General features: G+C 70.2%; 16 protein-coding genes and 1 pseudogene. 7 read left to right on the top strand and 10 right to left on the bottom strand.

Annotation, left to right across the window (positions count from 1 at the left end; all coding sequences use genetic code 11):
- Positions 1 to 29: 29 nt before the first annotated feature.
- Positions 30 to 1,541 carry an L-serine ammonia-lyase, iron-sulfur-dependent, subunit alpha gene (locus WFI52_RS00335; RefSeq protein ID WP_336625558.1) on the bottom strand — a complete coding sequence of 504 codons (1,512 nt, stop codon included), beginning with the start codon at positions 1,539 to 1,541 and terminating at the stop codon, positions 30 to 32.
- Between the two features lie 85 nt (positions 1,542 to 1,626).
- Here WFI52_RS00335 and WFI52_RS00330 point away from each other — a divergent pair, with 85 nt between their 5' ends.
- From WFI52_RS00330 to WFI52_RS00320, 3 genes are all read left to right on the top strand, one after another.
- The gene (locus WFI52_RS00330) at positions 1,627 to 3,516 is read left to right on the top strand and encodes an alpha-amylase family protein (protein WP_336625559.1); all 1,890 of its coding nucleotides are present in this window, start codon (positions 1,627 to 1,629) and stop codon (positions 3,514 to 3,516) included.
- A 218-nt stretch (positions 3,517 to 3,734) separates the two neighbouring features.
- Positions 3,735 to 5,171 (top strand): NAD(P)/FAD-dependent oxidoreductase, encoded by a 1,437-nt coding sequence (locus WFI52_RS00325; protein ID WP_336625560.1) that lies wholly within the window; start codon positions 3,735 to 3,737, stop codon positions 5,169 to 5,171.
- Positions 5,168 to 5,524 (top strand): cupin domain-containing protein, encoded by a 357-nt coding sequence (locus WFI52_RS00320; protein WP_336625561.1) that lies wholly within the window; start codon positions 5,168 to 5,170, stop codon positions 5,522 to 5,524. The genes WFI52_RS00325 and WFI52_RS00320 overlap by 4 nt, the downstream gene beginning before the upstream one ends.
- Positions 5,525 to 5,537: 13 nt before the next feature.
- Here the strand turns inward: WFI52_RS00320 and WFI52_RS00315 are convergent, their stop codons facing one another.
- Positions 5,538 to 5,945: a hypothetical protein gene (locus tag WFI52_RS00315; protein ID WP_336625562.1), complete on the bottom strand. Its 408-nt coding sequence runs from the start codon at positions 5,943 to 5,945 to the stop codon at positions 5,538 to 5,540.
- 174 nt (positions 5,946 to 6,119) lie between these two features.
- Here WFI52_RS00315 and WFI52_RS00310 point away from each other — a divergent pair, with 174 nt between their 5' ends.
- Positions 6,120 to 7,544 carry an APC family permease gene (locus WFI52_RS00310; protein WP_336625563.1) on the top strand — a complete coding sequence of 475 codons (1,425 nt, stop codon included), beginning with the start codon at positions 6,120 to 6,122 and terminating at the stop codon, positions 7,542 to 7,544.
- A gap of 6 nt (positions 7,545 to 7,550) precedes the next feature.
- Here the strand turns inward: WFI52_RS00310 and WFI52_RS00305 are convergent, their stop codons facing one another.
- A complete protein-coding gene (locus WFI52_RS00305; protein ID WP_336625564.1) occupies positions 7,551 to 9,185 on the bottom strand; it encodes a PucR family transcriptional regulator in 1,635 nt (544 codons plus the stop codon).
- Positions 9,186 to 9,376: 191 nt separating this feature from the next.
- Between WFI52_RS00305 and WFI52_RS00300 the strand changes: the two genes are divergently transcribed.
- Together WFI52_RS00300 and WFI52_RS00295 are read left to right on the top strand one after the other, a co-directional pair.
- Positions 9,377 to 10,894 carry a CoA-acylating methylmalonate-semialdehyde dehydrogenase gene (locus tag WFI52_RS00300; RefSeq protein ID WP_336625565.1) on the top strand — a complete coding sequence of 506 codons (1,518 nt, stop codon included), beginning with the start codon at positions 9,377 to 9,379 and terminating at the stop codon, positions 10,892 to 10,894.
- Positions 10,895 to 10,905: 11 nt separating this feature from the next.
- Positions 10,906 to 12,267 carry an aspartate aminotransferase family protein gene (locus tag WFI52_RS00295; protein ID WP_336625566.1) on the top strand — a complete coding sequence of 454 codons (1,362 nt, stop codon included), beginning with the start codon at positions 10,906 to 10,908 and terminating at the stop codon, positions 12,265 to 12,267.
- Positions 12,268 to 12,373: 106 nt separating this feature from the next.
- Here WFI52_RS00295 and WFI52_RS00290 read toward each other — a convergent pair whose 3' ends face one another.
- Positions 12,374 to 12,853 carry an Lrp/AsnC family transcriptional regulator gene (locus WFI52_RS00290; protein WP_336625567.1) on the bottom strand — a complete coding sequence of 160 codons (480 nt, stop codon included), beginning with the start codon at positions 12,851 to 12,853 and terminating at the stop codon, positions 12,374 to 12,376.
- Positions 12,854 to 12,966: 113 nt separating this feature from the next.
- Between WFI52_RS00290 and WFI52_RS00285 the strand changes: the two genes are divergently transcribed.
- Positions 12,967 to 14,205, top strand: coding sequence for a trans-sulfuration enzyme family protein (locus WFI52_RS00285; protein WP_336625568.1), 1,239 nt, complete (start codon positions 12,967 to 12,969; stop codon positions 14,203 to 14,205).
- Between the two features lie 25 nt (positions 14,206 to 14,230).
- Here WFI52_RS00285 and WFI52_RS00280 read toward each other — a convergent pair whose 3' ends face one another.
- The 6 genes and pseudogenes from WFI52_RS00280 to WFI52_RS00255 all read right to left on the bottom strand — a co-directional run bounded on the left by WFI52_RS00280 (position 14,231) and on the right by WFI52_RS00255 (position 18,173).
- Complete coding sequence (locus tag WFI52_RS00280; protein ID WP_336625569.1) at positions 14,231 to 15,361, bottom strand: Gfo/Idh/MocA family protein; 1,131 nt, start codon at positions 15,359 to 15,361, stop codon at positions 14,231 to 14,233.
- A gap of 17 nt (positions 15,362 to 15,378) precedes the next feature.
- A complete protein-coding gene (locus WFI52_RS00275) occupies positions 15,379 to 16,203 on the bottom strand; it encodes a sugar phosphate isomerase/epimerase family protein (RefSeq protein WP_336625570.1) in 825 nt (274 codons plus the stop codon).
- 110 nt (positions 16,204 to 16,313) lie between these two features.
- Positions 16,314 to 16,655 carry a DUF202 domain-containing protein gene (locus tag WFI52_RS00270; RefSeq protein WP_336625571.1) on the bottom strand — a complete coding sequence of 114 codons (342 nt, stop codon included), beginning with the start codon at positions 16,653 to 16,655 and terminating at the stop codon, positions 16,314 to 16,316.
- Positions 16,652 to 17,017, bottom strand: a complete 366-nt coding sequence (locus WFI52_RS00265; protein ID WP_336625572.1) for a YidH family protein — start codon at positions 17,015 to 17,017, stop codon at positions 16,652 to 16,654. Before WFI52_RS00265 ends, WFI52_RS00270 begins: the two co-directional genes overlap by 4 nt.
- A pseudogene (locus WFI52_RS00260) lies at positions 17,014 to 17,834 on the bottom strand (formylglycine-generating enzyme family protein). The gene WFI52_RS00265 and the pseudogene WFI52_RS00260 overlap by 4 nt, the downstream one beginning before the upstream one ends.
- 102 nt (positions 17,835 to 17,936) lie before the next feature.
- Complete coding sequence (locus tag WFI52_RS00255; RefSeq protein WP_336625574.1) at positions 17,937 to 18,173, bottom strand: helix-turn-helix domain-containing protein; 237 nt, start codon at positions 18,171 to 18,173, stop codon at positions 17,937 to 17,939.
- Positions 18,174 to 18,319 lie beyond the last annotated feature (146 nt).

Genomic DNA, 18,319 nt, shown 5'->3' with positions numbered 1-18,319 from the left:
CGCGTGAACCCTGCGCCCGTGGGCAGCGCTCAGCACTCGATGACGTTGACCGCGAGACCGCCCTCGCTCGTCTCCTTGTACTTCGTGGACATGTCGATGCCCGTCTGCCGCATCGTCTCGACGACCATGTCGAGCGACACGTAGTGCTCCCCATCGCCGCGGAGGGCGAGTCGGGCCGCCGTGACCGCGGTGGATGCCGCGATCGCGTTCCGCTCGATGCACGGGATCTGCACGAGACCGCCGACCGGGTCGCACGTGAGACCGAGGTGATGCTCCATCGCGATCTCGGCGGCGTTCTCGATCTGCCGGTTCGTCCCGCCCATGACGGCCGTGAGCCCTCCCGCGGCCATCGCGCACGCCGAACCGACCTCGGCCTGGCATCCGCCTTCGGCGCCGGAGATCGACGCGTTCGCCTTGAAGAGCGAGCCGAGCGCCGTCGCCGTGAGGAGGTAGCGCCGGATGCCGCGGCGGCGGTTCGCCTCCGCCAAGGCGGCTTCGTCCTCATGATCGGGCGTCTCGAGTGCGCCGAGCGCTCCGGCGCCGTCCGGCGGGTGCAGGCCGAGCAGCGCCGACCCGACGAGCTCGCCGTAGGGCGTCACCGCGGTCGACGAGCCGAGCCCTGAATCGGCGAGGAAGCGCCACCAGTACATCGCGACGGCCGGGACGATGCCTGCGGCACCGTTGGTCGGCGCGGTGACGACGCGGCCACCCGCGGCGTTCTCCTCATTGACGGCGAGGGCGAACGCGCCCAGCCATTCCCCGGGGAGCTCGCGCCCGGTTCCCGCCTCCGCCGCTTCCAGCTGTTCGCGGATCGCGCTCGCACGACGCTTCACACGCAGGATGCCGGGGAGCACGCCTCCGGTGTGGTCCGAGTGGAGCCCCGCGTCGACGCACGCCGTCATGGCGTCCCAGATGGCGTCGAGCCCCGCGGCGACGTCTTCTTCGGGACGCAGCGCCTCTTCGTTGCGGCGGGCGGCCTCGGCGATCGTGAGACCCCGCTCGTCGCACAGCGCGAGGAGGTCGGCGGCGGTGGAGAACTGCAGGGGGAACGGCGTGGAGGCCACCTCGATGTCGGCGCCTTCGCGGCGGATGAATCCGCCGCCGATCGAGTAGTAGGTGTCTTCGGCGAGGACGGCACCCGCGGCATCCCAGGCCTGCAGCGTCATCGCGTTCGGGTGACCGGGCAGGCGCGTGCGCGGCTCGAAGGCGATGTCGGCGCGGGCGAACGAAACGGGCCTCTCGCCGGCCACGAGAAGCGACGCCCCGTCCTCCCAATCGGCCCACGCGCCACGGACGAGATCGGGGTCGACCGTCTCGGGCTCGTGACCCTGGAGGCCGGCGACGACCGCGTCGGGCGTGCCGTGACCGATCCCGGTGGCTCCGAGCGAGCCGTACAACGCGCACGTCACGCGGGCGAGACCCGGGAGCGCATGGATGCGCGCCGCGAAGTCGCGCCCGGCCCGCAGGGGGCCGACCGTGTGTGAGCTCGAGGGTCCCACTCCGATGGAGAACAGCTCGAACGCCGAAACGTACGCACTCATCCTTCGAGCCTACGCCGGGCCGCCGCGCGATGGCACGCGCGCGCAGCCTGCGCCGTAGGCTGATCCGCATGGGGACTGACCTACCGTGACCGCGCTCACGACACTCGCATCCGACCGCACGGCGGCCCTCGACGCCGCGGAGGCGGCGGGGCGCGTCGACGACGCGTTCCGGGGTCGCTTCGACGCGCAGTTCCCGCGTCTGCACGGCCTCTTCACGCGGCTCTACGGCGAGCGGCCCGATGGGCAGGAGCAACTCGCCGCGACGGTGGCCGCGGCATCCACCTCGTGGAACGCACGGCCGCTGGAACTCAAGGTGCGCGACGCGCAGCGCGAAGCGGATGCCGGCTGGTTCCAGTCCGAGCGCATGCTCGGCGGCGTCGCCTATGTGGATCGATTCGCCGGCAACCTCGCCGGCATCCGCGACCAGATCCCGTACTTCCGCGAGCTCGGCTTGACCTATCTGCACCTCATGCCGCTGTTCGACTCCCCCGACGGCGACAACGACGGCGGTTACGCCGTGTCGAGCTATCGGAAGGTCAATCCGAGCCTCGGGACGATGGAGGAGCTCACCGATCTCGCCGCGGACCTCCGCACGGCCGGGATCTCGCTCGTCGTCGACTTCATCTTCAATCACACGAGCAATGAGCACGAGTGGGCGAAGAAGGCTGTCGCGGGCGACCCCGAGTACGCCGACTTCTACCTGATCTTCGACGACCGCGAGATGCCCGACGCGTACGAGCGGACGACACGCGAGATCTTCCCCGACGACCACCGCGGGTCGTTCGTGCAGCTCGACGACGGTCGTTGGATCTGGTCGACGTTCTACCACTACCAGTGGGACCTCAACTACGCGAACCCCGCGGTCTTCCGCGCGATGGCGGGCGAGATGCTGTTCCTCGCGAACCGCGGCGTCGAAGTGCTGCGGATGGATGCCGTGGCCTTCATCTGGAAGCGCCTGGGGACCTCGTGCGAGTCGCTCCCCGAAGCGCACCTGCTGCTGCAGGCGTTCAACGCCGTGCTCGCCATGGCGGCGCCCGGCATGGTGTTCAAGTCGGAGGCGATCGTGCACCCCGACGAGGTCGTCACCTACATCTCGCCCGAGGAATGCCAGCTGTCGTACAACCCGCTGCAGATGGCGCTCACGTGGGAGGCGCTCGCGACGCGCGACGGGCGGCTCCTGCAGGACGCCCTCGAGGAGCGCCACGCCCTGCCCACCGGCACGGCGTGGGTCAACTACGTGCGCAGCCACGACGACATCGGGTGGACCTTCGCCGACGAGGATGCCGCGCGCTACGGCATCGACGGCTACGCGCACCGGCAGTTCCTCAACCGCTTCTACACGGGGCGGCACGACGGCACGTTCGCGCGCGGCGTCGCCTTCCAAGAGAATCCGACCACCGGGGACGCGCGTGTCACGGGAACGACGGCGTCGCTCGCCGGAATCGAAGCGGGCGACGCGGGCGGCGAGGACCGGGTGGTGCTCGCTCACGCGTTGGCGCTGTCGACCGGCGGCATCCCGCTCCTGTACTTGGGCGACGAGGTCGCCCAGCTCAACGACTACTCCTATCGTGACGACCCGGTGCGCCGGGGCGACAGCCGCTGGGTCCACCGCGGCAATCGACCGCGCGATCGATACGCCGAGCGGACCGACGTGAACACCCCCGCCGGGCGCGTCTTCCGCCGGCTGACGAAGCTCATCGCCGTGCGGCAGCAGGCGAGCGAGTTTGCGGGCGGCGAGCTCATCGGGTTCCGCACGCCGCACCCCTCGGTCATCGGCTACCAGCGGCCGGGCGCGCAGACGCGCGTGCTGGCGCTCGCCAACGTCGGGGATGCCGAGGTGCAGATCGATCCGCTGACGCTGTCGGGCTTCGCCCGCGACGCGTACGACCTCGTCCACGACGCGGAGGTCGACCTCGACGAGGGGCTCACCCTCCCGCCGCACGGCTTCGTCTGGGTGCGGGTCACTCCGCTCTGATCGGTCACCCGATCGGACGGGGTGTGCGCCGCGGGGCGGGCTCCGCACACGCGCGGGCGGACGGTCCGTCTGGTGAACGTCTGCGGGGCGGATGATCGTCCGAGGTGTGCGGCTCCTCTTGATCCGACTCGATCCGGCGTATTGAATGGCCGACGACAGCCGCGCGGCGCTCCCGCCGCACGGCGAGCCGTCCAGAGCCATGACAGGAAGTGATCCCCGTGGGAACCACCGTCTTCGAAAGAAGCGCACCCTCGGCATCCGTCGTCGACCACAGTCTCGACCAGACCCGCGAGGGCGTCTTCTGGATCGACGATCTGCCCGCAGCGCTCCGCCCCGACCGGCCGCCGCTGCGCGGAACGGTGCGCGCCGACCTCGTCGTCGTGGGCGCGGGGTACACGGGGCTGTGGACGGCCCTTCTCGCGAAGCTCCGCGATCCGCACAGACGCGTCGTGATCGTCGAGGCGCAGCGGGTGGGCTGGGCGGCGTCCGGCCGCAACGGCGGCTTCTGCGAGGCGAGCCTCACGCACGGGCACGAGAACGGCGCGAGCCGGTGGCCGAAAGAGATCGACACGCTCGAGCGACTCGGGCGGCAGAACCTCGACGAGATCGAGCGGACGGTCGCCGACCTCGGCCTGGACGTGCAGTTCGAGCGGACGGGGGAACTCGCCCCCGCGATCGAGGAGCACCAGCTCGCGTGGCTCGATGACTGGCGCGCCGAAGCGGCGGACGATCCCGATGTCGTCTATCTCGACGAGGAGGCGGTGCGCGCCTCGGTGAACTCGCCGACCTACCTCGCGGCGATCTGGGAGAAGCGGTCGAGCGCGCTCGTGCACCCCGCGCGGCTCGCCGCAGAGCTCGCGCGGGCCTGCGAGGAGCGCGGCGTCGAGATCTTCGAGCGCTCGCACGTGACGTCGCTCGATTCGTCGTCCGCCGGCGTGACGGTGATCACGTCGGGTGGGTGGGTGCGCGCGGCACAGGCGGTGCTCGCGACGAACGTCTTCCCGTCGCTGCTGGCGCGCAACAAGCTGATGACGGTGCCGGTCTACGACTACGCGCTGATGACCGAGCCGCTCACCTCGGAGCAGTGGGATGCCATCGGATGGCGTGATCGCCAGGGCATCGGCGATATGGCCAATCAGTTCCACTACTACCGGCCGACGCAGGACGGGCGGATCCTCTTCGGAGGCTACGACGCGCTGTACCACTACGGGCGTCGCGTAGACCCGCGGTACGAGCACCGTCCCGACGTGTGGCGAAAGCTCGCCTCCCACTTCTTCACGACGTTCCCGCAGCTGGAGGGGCTGCGCTTCTCGCACGAATGGGCGGGAGCGATCGATTCGTCGACTCAGTTCACAGCGTTCTTCGGCACGGCGCGCGGTGGCCGCGTGGCCTATGCCGCCGGCTTCACTGGGCTCGGAGTGGGGTCGACGCGGTTCGCGGGCGAGGTGATGCTCGACCTCCTGGCAGGTGAAGACACCGAGCGCACGCGACTGGAGATGGTGCGGAAGCGCCCGCTGCCGTTCCCGCCCGAACCGGCGGCGGCGGTGGGAATCAACCTGACGCGATGGTCGATGAACCGCGCCGATCACAACGAGGGCAAGCGGAATCTGCTGCTGAAGACCCTCGACGCGCTCGGGCTCGGGTTCGACTCGTGAGCGGCTCTGACCTGGGCGAACTGGAAGCCGGCGTCGTCGTCTCCGCTCTCACCGTGCCCGTGCCGCTCGCCGCGGTCCCTGCGGAACAGATCGTCTCGGGCTCGCCGTCGACGGGCGCGGTCGACCTCGACGAGGACATGGGCATCGGCGTCTGGGAGATGACCGTCGGCGCGATGCGCGACACCGAGATCGACGAGGTCTTCGTCGTGATCGCCGGCGATGCGACGGTGGAGTTCGTCTCGCCCGCACTGGACGCCGTCGAACTCGCGCCGGGCGCGGTGGTGCGACTGAGCGCCGGCATGCAGACCGTCTGGACGGTGCGCGAAACGCTGCGCAAGATCTACTTGGCGTAGCGACAGACTCGGGTCAGCGCTTGGCGGTGACCTCGACCTCGAACTCCACCTTCTGTCCCGTCGAGCTGTTCGTGAGGGTCACGGCGGAGTCTCCCTCCGACAGCGCCGTGAGACCGGGGTTGAAGCTGGCTGAGGCATCCTTCTTGCCGGGCGTGAACGACACCACCTCGGGATCGTCGATGTCCGCCGTCCAGTCGGTGAAGGTTTCGTCGTCGCCGACGAGGTCCACTGCGCCGCCCACGGGCACCGTGACGGTCGTGCCGTCGATCTCCGTGAGATCCGCGATGACAGGAGCGGGCAGTTGCGCCGACGCGCTCGTCGTCGCCGGCGTCGAGCTCGCACCCGAGCAGCCGGCGAGCGCGACGAGCAGAGCGAGGGATGCCGCGGCGAGGGCCGTGCGGACAGGGCGAGTTGCAGTCATGTGGGTTCCTCCGGTCTGCGCCGACGCGCGTCAGGGGCACCCTATCACCCGACCGAGAAACGGAGCACCCGACAGTCCGTCTCGCGGAGCCCGGAGAACCCCTCAGATCGTCGCCGGAGATCCGCCACGTGGGAACGCAGAATCGTTTCGGACCGCGATGGAGAGGACCTCGGGATGACCCGCAAGAAGCTGCGCACGATGACGCTCGTCGGCATCATCTACTTCTCCGTCTCGGGCGGCCCCTTCGGCCTCGAGGAGCTGATCTCGACGTCCGGGGCGGGCATCGCCCTGCTCGCCCTCGTCGTCGTGCCGATCGTGTTCAGCGTGCCGACGGCGCTCATGTCGGCGGAGCTCGGCAGCGCGATCCCCGTCGAGGGCGGCTACTACTACTGGGTGAAGTCTGCGCTGGGGCCCTTCGCCGGCTTCACAGTGGGCATCTGGCAGTGGCTCAACGCGTTCCTCGACACCGCCCTGTACCCCGTGATCGCCGTCGACTACCTCGCGCAGTGGTTTCCCGCGCTCGAACGCGGCAACGGCGCCATCCTCTCCCTCTTCGACGGGAGGGTGAGCCTCGACTGGCATTGGCTCACCGCGATCGCCTTCATGGTGCCGCTCGCCTGGCTCAACATCCGCGGCTCGCGCCTCGTCGGCGACTTCTCGGTGCTGCTGATGGTCCTGATCCTCCTCCCGTTCTTCGTCATGACGGTGCTCGGACTCCTGCGCATCCTCGGCGGCTCCGCCGCGCTCGATGCCATCCCCTTCACGGCTCCCGAACAGACGCCGATGGCCGCCTTCGGCGCGGGTCTCGGCATCGTCATCTGGAACTACATCGGGTGGGACCAGCCGTCGACCGTTCTCGGCGAGGTCGATCGACCGGGTCGCACCTACCTCAAGGCTCTCGCGATCTCCCTGCCGCTCATCGCGATCGCCTACATCCTGCCGACGATCGCGGCCCTCGCGTCCGGACTGCACGCGGACGACGTCACCGCGTGGGAGGACGGTGATTTCGCCGCGGCGGGTGGCCTGCTCGGTGGGCCGTGGCTCATGCTCGCCATCACGGTCGGCGCACTGGTCAGCCAGATCGGCCTCTTCTCGTCGCTGCTCATGTCGGGCTCGCGCGTGCCGAAAGTGCTCGCCGCCGACGGGTATCTGCCGCAGGCGCTCGCGCGCGACGGACGCTACGGCACGCCGACCGCCGCGATCCTCGTCAGCTGCGCGATCTTCGCCGTGTTCTGCGCGCTCGACTTCGCGACTCTCGTCAACGCCGACATCATCACGAACCTCGCCGCGCTCATGCTCGAGTTCGCCGCCTTCATCGTGCTGCGCCGCCGCTACCCGAACCTCGTGCGCCCGTTCGTCGTCCGCGGCGGGTGGGTCGCGGTCGGTCTCGTTGTCGCCCTCCCCGCCGCACTCACCGTGTACATGGTCATCTCGACCTTCCACGAGGAGCCGGGCGCACTCTGGGTGGGCCTCGGCATCCTCGCTTTCGGCGTGCTCCTCTACCCGGTCCTCACGCGCTTCGTGAAGCGCGGCCGACCTGACGCCCCGGTCGATATCGATCTCGGCGCACCGGCGCGGACGGCGACGACCGCTCGCTGATGCCGGTCACGCCCGCACGGCGGACCGCCGCACGAGCAGGGCGAAGTGCAGCGCGGTGAGGACCTCACCGTCGTCGAGGTCGACTCCCAGCAGATCCTGGATGAGCGCGATGCGCTGATAGAACACCGATCGCGACAGGTGCGACGCGGACGCGGCAGCCGTGCGGTTGCCCGGGTGCGCGAGCATCGCGCCCAGCACATCGAGGAGGTCGCCGCCTCGGTGCAGGTCGTACTCGATGAGCGGTGTGAGCATCCGCTCGCCGTGCTCCAGCGCCCGGTGGTCGTCGCGCAGGCTCGCGACGAGGCGCGCGAGGGGTCGGTCGTCGCTGCGCCGGATCTCCAGCGTGCCGCCGGTCACCCCACCCTCGCCCGCGGGCCGACCGCCACGCAGCCCGCGCCCGCTCGGCGACCGCGACAGATCGATGGCCTCGCCGAGCGACGCGAGGCCGCCCTCGAGGTCGTTCGCCACCGGTCCGACCGAGACGACGAGGCGTGCGGGTACGCCCGGCGGCAGCGGCAGCTCTCGCACGAATCTCGTGACGAGCGCGTCGTCGACGGCGAGGCGCGGAGGCAGGGAGAGCAGCAGGCGGATGCCGTCGCGCCCCTCCGCTCCGGGGGCCGGCCGTCCCGACGACAGCGCACGACCGCCGAGTGCCTGCGCCGCGGCATCCACCCCGCCGACGATCGCCTCGGCAATCGCGCTTCCTCCTCCGGCGAGCACGAGACCGACGAGGCACGCGCCATCGACGGGAACGCCGGATGCCTCGACACGCGCCGTCGCGGCGCCGAACGCGCCGAAGCGGCCCGACAGCAGGTCCTCGAGCAGCGCGCGGCGCCCGATCCGGGCCCACTCCTCGCCGACACCATCCGTGAGCCGCCCGAGCGCGAGCGCGATCGCGCCCTGTTCGAGCACCCCGACGCGTCCCGCGGGGTGCGGCGGCCCGGGCAGCGCGACGAGGTGCCCCCAGCGCGTGCCGCGCGCCTCCACCGGGATGATGAGCCAGCCGTCGGCGTCATCCGCGGCCGGGGGCGACGCCTCGGCCGCGCGGTGCGCGGCACGCGAGCGCGCCTCCCAGCCGGTGAGAAGCTCGCGCTCCCGCGCGGGCGGCACGCTGCCGACGACGACTTCGTGTGCGAGATTCTCGAGGATCACCGGCGCCCCGAGCGTCGCCGCAAGCTGGTGCACGATGAAGTCGGCGGGTGACCCGCGCAGTGCGAGCGCGGTGAAGCGCGAACGCACCTCGTCACGGGCCTGCAAGGCCGCCGACTGATCGGCGATGATGCGCCGGTGCACGGCCTCGGTCAGCTGGACGAACTTCACCTCGTTGTGCAGAGCGACGAGGGCCAGCCCCTGCGCGCGCGCCGCGTCGATGACGACGGCGGGGACGTAGCGGTAGTGCGTACCGAGCTCGAGCACGAGGCACGCGAGTCCTGCGGCGGCCAGGCGCCCGATGAAGGCACCCAGCTCAGCCGGGTCGGCCGGCCACCCCTGCCCCGTCGACAGCAGCAGCTCGCCGCCGTCGAGGAGCCGGGCGACGCCGGCACTGTCGGACACGTGCACCCAGCGCACGCGCTCCTGCAGCGCCGCCTCGTCGGCGAGGACCTCCGGACGCCCGGCCGCGAACACGTCCAGGGCGAGCACCTCTCGCACGGTGGGCAAGCTCTCCGGCGGCGCGCTCGGACGGATTGTCCGATCGTTGGGTTCTTCGCGACGCTCAGGCATCCGTGATCACGTTCTCTCGCTGTCAGACTGGATGCTGACAACGATAGACCACGCCGGTCGGTCTGTCCGGAGCCACGGCTCCACCGGCTCGCCACCCTCGAGGGAGACCCATGACCCCCGTCATCGCGCACTGGATCGACGGCGCCGACGTCGCGTCGCACAGCGGACGTACCGCCCCCGTCTACAACCCGGCCACGGGCGCCGTCACCGCTGAGGTGGCTCTCGCCGATCAGGCGGAGATCGACGCGGCGATCGCCTCAGCAGTGCGCGGGTTCCAGACGTGGAGCGCCTTCTCGGTCGCGAAGCGGCAGCAGGTCCTCTTCGCCTTCCGCGAGCTGCTCAACGCCCGCAAGGGTGAGCTGGCGGCGATCATCACCGCGGAGCACGGCAAGGTGCTCTCCGACGCCATGGGCGAGATCGCTCGCGGGCAGGAGGTCGTGGAGCTCGCGACGGGCTTTCCGCACCTCATCAAAGGGGCCTACTCGGAGAACGCGTCGAGCGGCATCGACGTCTACTCGCTCAAGCAGCCGCTCGGAGTCGTCGGCATCATCTCGCCGTTCAACTTCCCGGCGATGGTGCCCATGTGGTTCTTCCCGATCGCTCTGGCCGCGGGGAACGCGGTCGTGCTGAAGCCGAGCGAGAAAGACCCCTCGGCGGCGCTCTGGATGGCCCGGCTGTGGCAGGAGGCGGGCCTTCCCGACGGAGCGTTCACGGTGCTGCAGGGCGACAAACTCGCCGTCGACGGGCTGCTCGAAAGCCCTGACGTGCAGTCGATCTCGTTCGTCGGATCGACTCCGATCGCGCAGTACATCTACGAGACGGCGTCTCGGCACGGCAAGCGCGTGCAGGCGCTGGGCGGGGCGAAGAATCACATGCTGGTGCTCCCCGACGCAGATCTCGATCTCGTCGCCGACCAGGCCGTGAGCGCCGGGTACGGCGCCGCCGGGGAGCGCTGCATGGCGATCTCTGTCGTTCTCGCCGTCGACCCTGTCGCCGACGCCCTCGTCGATAAGATCGCCGAGCGCATCGCGACCCTGACGATCGGCAACGGCGCGGATGCCACCGAGCCCGACATGGGCCCGCTGATCACGGGCATCCACCGCGACAAGGTCTCCTCCTACGTCGACATCGCCGAGGCGGACGGTGCGCACGTCGTCGTCGACGGACGCGACTTCACCGTCGAGGGCGCCGAGGACGGGTTCTTCTTCGGCCCGACGCTCCTCGACCACGTGCCGACGAGCAGCCGCGCGTACACGGAGGAGATCTTCGGTCCCGTCCTCTCCGTCGTCCGCGTCGCGAGCTACGACGAGGGCGTTGACCTCATCAACTCGGGGCAGTTCGGCAACGGAACCGCGATCTTCACGAACGATGGCGGCGCGGCGCGGCGCTTCCAGAACGAGGTTCAGGTCGGCATGATCGGCATCAACGTGCCGATCCCCGTTCCGGTCGCGTACCACTCGTTCGGCGGGTGGAAGCAGTCGCTCTTCGGGGATGCCAAGGCATACGGCGTGCACGGGTTCGACTTCTTCACGCGCGAGAAGGCGGTCACAGCCCGCTGGATCGACCCGGCCGCGCGCGCCGACGGGGCATCCGCCGGCATCAACCTCGGCTTCCCCCAGAACCACTGATTGGACCGCTCATGACCGACTCGTCGATCGACCTCGAAGCGAACGCCCGCGTGCGCGCGGACGACCGCGGCCACGTCTTCCACTCCTGGAGCGCACAGGCTCTCATCGACCCGCACCCCGTCGCCGGCGGCGAGGGCGCGAGCTTCTGGGATTACGAGGGGAACACGTTCCTCGATTTCTCGAGCCAGCTGGTGAATCTCAACCTCGGACACCAGCACCCCGATCTCGTCGCGGCGATCCAGGAGCAGGCGGGCCGGCTCGCGACGATCCAGCCATCGATGGCGAACGACGTGCGCGGAGAGCTCGCGCGGCGCATCTCGGAGATCGCGCCCGACGGGTTCTCGAAGGTGTTCTTCACGAACGGCGGCGCGGATGCCAACGAGAACGCCGTCCGTATGGCGCGTCTGGTCACGGGCAAGCGCAAGGTGCTCTCGGCGTACCGCAGCTACCACGGCAACACCTCGACGGCGATCACGCTGACCGGCGACCCACGGCGTTGGCCGAACGAGCCCGCCGACGGTTCGGTCGCGCACTTCTTCGGTCCGTACGCGTATCGGTCGCCGTTCCACTCGGCATCCCCCGAGGAGGAGACCGCGCGCGCGCTCGAGCACCTCGAGCAGACGATCATCCTGGAGGGGGCGTCGACGATCGGCGCGATCATCCTCGAGACGATCGTCGGCACGAACGGCGTGCTCGTGCCGCCGCCCGGCTACCTTCCCGGCGTGCGCGCCCTCTGCGACAAGTACGGCATCCTCTACATCGCCGACGAGGTCATGGTGGGCTTCGGCCGCGTCGGCGAGTGGTTCGCCTTCCAGGCGTTCGATGTCGTCCCCGACCTCATCACCTTCGCGAAGGGCGTCAACTCGGGGTACGTGCCGCTCGGCGGCGTGGTCATCTCCGATGCCATCGCGAGCCGTTTCGACACGGTGGCCTTCCCGGGCGGGCTCACGTACTCGGGGCATCCACTGGCCTGCGCCGCGGGCGTCGCGACGTTCAAGGTGTTCGCACGCGACGGCATCCTCCCTCGCGTGAAGGATCTCGGCGAACGTGTCGTCGCGCCGCGACTGCGGGCGATAGCCGAGAAGCATCCGTCGGTCGGAGAGGTGCGCGGCCGGGGCCTGTTCTGGGCGATCGAGCTGGTCCGTGACCGTGCGACGCGCGAGCCGCTCGTGCCCTTCAACGCGTCGGGTGCGGATGCGGCGCCGATGGCGGCGATCACCGCAGCGTGCAAGAAGGCGGGCCTGTGGCCCTTCACGCATTACAACCGCGTCCACGTCGCACCGCCGCTCGTCATCTCGGAGGACGACCTCGTGCGTGGCCTCGACATCATCGATCGCGCGCTGGACGTCGCCGACGAGTACGTGACCGGCTGACGCCGCGCCGCTCCCCCGACTCGTCGGCGCGAAATGTCGCTACCGCCCTGGATAGCGACCATATGCGCCGACGATTCCGGCCGACGCGACCATCTGCGCCGACGATCTAGAGCAGACCCCGCCCGTCGCGCAGGTCGAAGATCAGCTGGGTCTCGGTCGCCCGCACGACCGGGTGCACCGTGATGTGCTCGAGAACGATGTCGCGCAACGCCGCCGTGTCTGCCGCGGCGACGTGCACGAGGAAGTCGTCCGCGCCCGCGACATGGAACACCTGCAGCACGCGGGGCGTGTCGGCGAGGGCATCGGCGAGGGCGTGCACACCCTCGGGCGTGTGGTTGGTCAGCCGCACGCGGATCATCGCCTGCAGCGGATAGCCGAGGGCGTCGGGCTCGACGCGCACCCGCGTATCTCGGATCACCCCGCGCGACTTCAGCGACCGGACGCGATGGGCGCACGTCGACTCCGCGATGTCGAGTCGCTGCGCGAGTGCCTTGTTGGTGATGTCGCCGTGCTGCGTGAGGATGCGGAGGATCGCGACGTCGAGTTCGTCGAGTCCACCCGCGTCGGGTGCTTGCGTTCTCGCCAAGGAGGCCCCCGTTCACATGTCGCTCATCGTCGAGAAGTGCTGAAGAGAGCTCCATTCTTGCGCATTCTTCGGAATCAGAGCGCGAATGCCGATTGCATCGCAAGATGGACGCCATGCGCGATGATCTCTGGCACCTCGACACGCTCGCCGTCCATGCCGGACGCGACGACCTGGCGGCCCTCGGCGTGCATGCCCCGCCGATCGATCTGTCGACGACGAATCCGCTCCCCGACATCGACCTCGGCGGCGACTCCTACGAGGCCATGGCGACCGGCGGTCGCCCGGTCGCTGAGGGCGGCATGGTCTATGCGCGCCTGTGGAACCCGACGGTGGCCCGCTTCGAGGACGCGCTCGCGGCGCTCGAGCACGCCGAAGCGGCGGCCGCCTTCGCGTCGGGCATGGCGGCGATGACGGCCGTCGTGATCGCGCACACCGTCTCCATCGGAAAGCCCCACGTCGTCGCGGTGCGGCCGCTCTACGGGGGCACCGATCACTTGCTCGGATCGGCCATGCTCGGTACCGAGGTCACCTTCTGTCATGAGGACGAGGTCGCCGCGAGCATCCGCCCCGATACCGGGCTCGTCGTGCTGGAGACGCCCGCCAATCCGACCCTCGAGCTGGTCGACATCGCCGCCGTCGTCGCGCAAGCCGGAGAAGTCCCCGTCGTCGTGGACAACACGTTCGCGACGCCCGTGCTGCAGAACCCGATCGATCTGGGCGCGACGATGGCACTGCACAGCGCGACGAAGTACCTCGGCGGACACGGTGACGTGATCGCCGGCGTCGTCGCCGGGTCCGAACAGTCGATCGAGGCGCTGCGGCGCGTGCGGGCCATCACGGGCGGACTCCTCCACCCGCTCGGGGCGTACCTGCTGCACCGAGGACTTCCCACCCTCCCGCTGCGGATGGAGCGCCAGCAGCAGAGCGCCGGGCGCGTCGCCGCGTGGCTCGCGGACCACCCCGCCGTCACCGAGGTGTTCTACCCCGGCCTGGACGGTGACCCGCGGGGTCTTCTCGGTCGCCAGCTGCGCGGCCCCGGTGCGATGATCGCGGTGCGCCTGCGGGGAGGCTACGACGCCGCCGCGGCCGTCACGACGCGCGTGCGCCTGTTCACCCACGCCGTCTCGCTCGGCGGTGTCGACTCGCTCATCCAGCACCCTGCGGCCCTCACGCACCGGCCGGTTCCCGCCGAAGCGAGGCCGGGCGCCGACATTGTGCGCCTCTCGATCGGGCTCGAGGATGCCGCGGACCTCATCGACGACCTCGATGCGGCCCTCGCCGCGGCCGACCGCGATTCCGGTGACGCGTACGCCGGCAACCGCGCCGAGGTTCCCGGCGTGCGCGCCCACTGAACGGCGGTCGCGGGCCGAAGGCCCGTCAGAGCGTGCGGGCGAAGGGGTCGAACCCGTCCTCGAGGAGCGGGACCGGCGCCACTGTCGAGGCGATCCGGACGGTCTCGCCGGAGGCGGCGGCATCCTGAGCCGACAGCATCACGTCGAGGACGTGATAGCCGAGCTCGCCCGTTGCGATGTGCGGCCGATCCGCGGCGATCGCGCGCGCCATGTCGAGGACGCCGAGACCACGACCCGTGACGGTGCCCTGCTCGGGGATCTCGATCCATTCCTGGGCACCCCGATTGGCGTCGGTGATGGTACCCACGGGCTTCACGTACGCAATGCGGCCCGAGAACATGTTGGGGTCGGGGATGACGATCGACCCCTCCGAGCCGTGGATCTCGACGACGCCGGCCCGTTCGAGCGCGGAGTCGAAGCTCAGCAGGTGGGTGCCGTGTTGCCCACCCGTGAAGGAGGTCAGCACCTGCACGGTCGAGGGGACCTCGACGGGGAAGGTCTCTCCCGCACGCGGGCCCGTGCGGATCGTCCGCTCGAGCTGCGGGCGTGATCCGCGCGCGGCGACGGCCTCGATCGGGCCGAGCAGGCTCACGAGCGCCGAGAAGTAGTACGGCCCCATGTCGAGGAGCGGGCCCGCGCCGTTCGCGAACAGGAATGCGGGCTCGGGATGCCAGGCATCCGGGCCCTGCGTCTGGAAGATCGTCTGCACGAACAGCGGCGTACCGATGACGCCGTCGGCGATCGCGCGCTTCGCGGTCTGGAAGCCGGGCCCGAGGAGCGTGTCGGGCGCCGAGCCGATGCGCACGCCCTTCTGCGCGGCGAGCGCGAGGAGCTCACGCGTCGAGTCGCGGTCGAGACCGATCGGCTTCTCGGTCCAGACGTGCTTGCCCGCCTCGACCGCCGCGCGCGACACCTCGACGTGCACCGCGGGGATCGTGAGGTTCACGACGAGGTCGACATCGGGGTTTGCGAGCACGTCCGTCGCGGTTCCCCAGGCGGCGATGCCGAACTCCTCGGCCTTCGCCTGCGCACGCTCCGGGATCACGTCGCCCACCGCCACGACCGCGACGTCGGGGAAGGACGTCAGGTTCTCGAGGTAGGTCTGGCTGATGACGCCCGTGCCGATGATGCCGACGCCGAACGGACGCGTTGCCACGGTGCTGCTCGTACCGCTCACGCGACGAACCCGCCGTCCTTCAGGAAGGCCAGCGAGGCCGCGACGTCGGCGAACACGTCGCCGGGCGCCTTGTCGTACTCGATGACCGCGTAGCGGATTCCGGTTCCCGCCTGGAGCGCGGCGACCAGCGGCACCTCGCCTTCGCCGGCGCGACGCTGGTCGAGCGCGTCCGAGCCGAACTCCGCGGCGCCGGGAGCCCACGGGTTGGATGCCGAGACGACGCCGTCCTTCACGTGCACCGCGGTGAGCCGTTCCCCCAGGCGCGCGACGAGGGCGGGCAGGTCCTGACCGCCGGTCACCGCCCAGAACAAGTCGAGTTCGAGCTGCACGCGCTCATCGGTGAGAGCGACGAACCGCTCGTACGCCGAGACTCCGTCGAACGACGCCACGAACTCCTGCGCGTGGTTGTGGTAACCGACCGACAGGCCGAATCCGGCGGCTGTCTCGACGAGCGCGTTGAGGCGCTCCGCGATGTCGGTCACGCCCTCCTCGGTGAGCCAGCGGTCGGGCGCGACGAACGGATCGATGACGGTCTGGATGCCGATCTCCGCGGCCGCGGCGAAGACGACCTCCGGGGCGGGAGTCGGGATGGAGCCGTCCGGCGTCCACAGTTCGTCGGTCAGGAGCGGGGCATGCCCCGTGGGCGCAGCCAGTCCTGCGGCATCCAGCGCCGCCCGGATCTCCGCCGGACGCGACACGAAGTCGAACGCTTCGACGTTTCGCAGCCCGATCTCGGCGAGCCGATCGAGCGATCCCTGCAGATCGGCGGAGAACTCCTCGCGCAGCGTATAGAGCTGGACCGAAGCGTCGGGAAGGGTCATGGCACGTCCTTCTGGGTACGTCATTGTGGGATGCCGTGCGGATGCCGGCGGCGGCGAGACCGACGATACCGCAGAAAACCTCCAAGTGGAAGTTTTTCTGATCGCCTCCGTCAGCGCAGCGCCGCCAGGATGACCACAACGAGTCCGAACACCCCGATCAGCGCCGTGAAAGCGGCGACTGCGCCAAGCAGCGCACCCCCGGGGAGCACGCGCCCCGCCGCGCGCTCGAGGAGCACGTCGTTGACGCGAGCGGTGCGGTGCCGGGCGGCCTGCCACAGCGCACCCGCGCAGACGAGGCCGACGAGACCCGGCACGACCCAGCCCACGCCGCCGAGGGTCGCCGGGAGCATCCGCATCGCGACGAGCGAGCCCACGGCGAGCGCGAGAGAGGTGCGCCGCCAGGCGAGCTCGGTGCGCTCGGGCTGAAGTCCGGGATCGTACAGCGCGCTCATCGCAGAAGGACGGCGAGCAGCACGAGAACACCCGAGACGCTCACCGCGAGGGCCAGCACGGGGCCGAGCGGCGACGCCGGCAGCGGAGCGCCGAGGCGCATCGCCCGCTCGGCGCGGATCCAGCCGAACCATGCGATCGCGGGGGTCGCGATGCCCACCGCGAGAAGGACGAGGGATGCCGCGAGACGCAGGCCCGCATGCAGGTCGAGTCCCAGCACCTCGAGCGCGACGCCGCCCGCGACGAGCGCGAGCGCCGTGCGGATCCACGCGAGGAATGTGCGCTCGTTCGCGAGCGTGAAGCGGGGGTCGGGCTCGTCACCGTGGCGGTAGACGGCGGAGGGGAATCGGGGACGATCGCTCATAGCGCCACCGTACGGAACCCGGCGTTGCCCATCGAGGAGTCAGGGGTGTTCTGCGACCGCGCCGAGTTGCGATAGCGGTTGCAGTAGGAGATGTGGCAGAGATAGCTGCCACCGCGCAGGACGCGGGTCGCGCCGGGCCCGGGGTCGCTCGGGCCGCGCGGATCGGACGCGGGCGACGCGCCGTAGAACGCCGGCGAGAACCAGTCTCTGCACCACTCCCAGACGTTCCCGACCATCTGCCACAGGCCGTAGCCGTTCGGGGTGAACGTGCGCACCGGAGCGGTCGTGAGCCAGCCGTCCTCGCGGGTGTTCTCGTGCGGGAACACACCCTGCCAGATGTTGGCGCGCCAGCCCCCGGCATCCACCTCCTCATCTCCCCACGGGTACTTCGCGCCTGAGATGCCGCCGCGCGCGGCATACTCCCACTCGGCTTCGGTGGGCAGGCGTCGCCCCGCCCATGCGCAGTAGGCGACGGCGTCGTTCCAGCTGATGTGCACGGCGGGGAAGCCGAACACCTCCGCTTCGGTGCGATATCCGGTCGCGTCGACGAAGGCCGCGAACGCTTCGTTGGTCACCGACGACTCATCGATCTCGAACGCACTCAGCGTGACGTCGTGCAGCGGCACCTCGCCGTCGCCCGGGTTGCGATCACCCGAAGAGTCGCCCATCGTGAACGTCCCGGCGGGGATGCGCACCTGGGGGACGAGGTGACGGCCGTCCCGGCGACGGCCGCCGGTCGAGGCGGCGCGGCGAGGGTGAAGAGCTCACGCGCCGGCGCTCCGCACCCGCATGCAGGGCCGCAGGACTCGCTGGACACGTCGCCGCCACCTCCCCGGTCGTGGGAAGAAGAAGACCCCCGGTCTCCCGGAGGTCTTCGTCACTGTCTCAACACAGTGTGCGCCCGAAGGGACTCGAACCCCTAACCTTCTGATCCGTGTACGCGCACACCCTCCGCGAGCCAGTCTAATGTGACGCCCGTCAGCCGCGCCCAGCGAACAAACGCCGTGGCGGTCGGCTCACTGCGGCCCGTCTCCCAGTTGCTCACAGTGTTGCGAGCGATTCCCAACGCCTCGGCCACTTCGGCCTGCTCCATGCCCGTGAGCGCGCGGGAGGCCCGGAGCCTTGCCGCAACGCCCGTGTCCTGAATGAGTGTCATGGGACACACACTAGCGACCTAGCGCCCAATATTGCGACACGCCGCGCTCAATTCGCGGTTCTGCGTGTCGTGCCTGTCAGCGTGTGCGTCATGCACAAATCTGCGACACGGGCGAGGGCGCTCGCTCTGAGAAGGCATCTCAGGCC

Origin of the sequence: Microbacterium sp. MMO-20 (genome assembly GCF_037147735.1) — a bacterium.
Classification (GTDB): Bacteria; Actinomycetota; Actinomycetes; order Actinomycetales; family Microbacteriaceae; genus Microbacterium.
The sequence above is the reverse complement of the archived record's forward strand: the minus strand, read 5'-3'. Positions and strand labels throughout refer to the sequence as shown.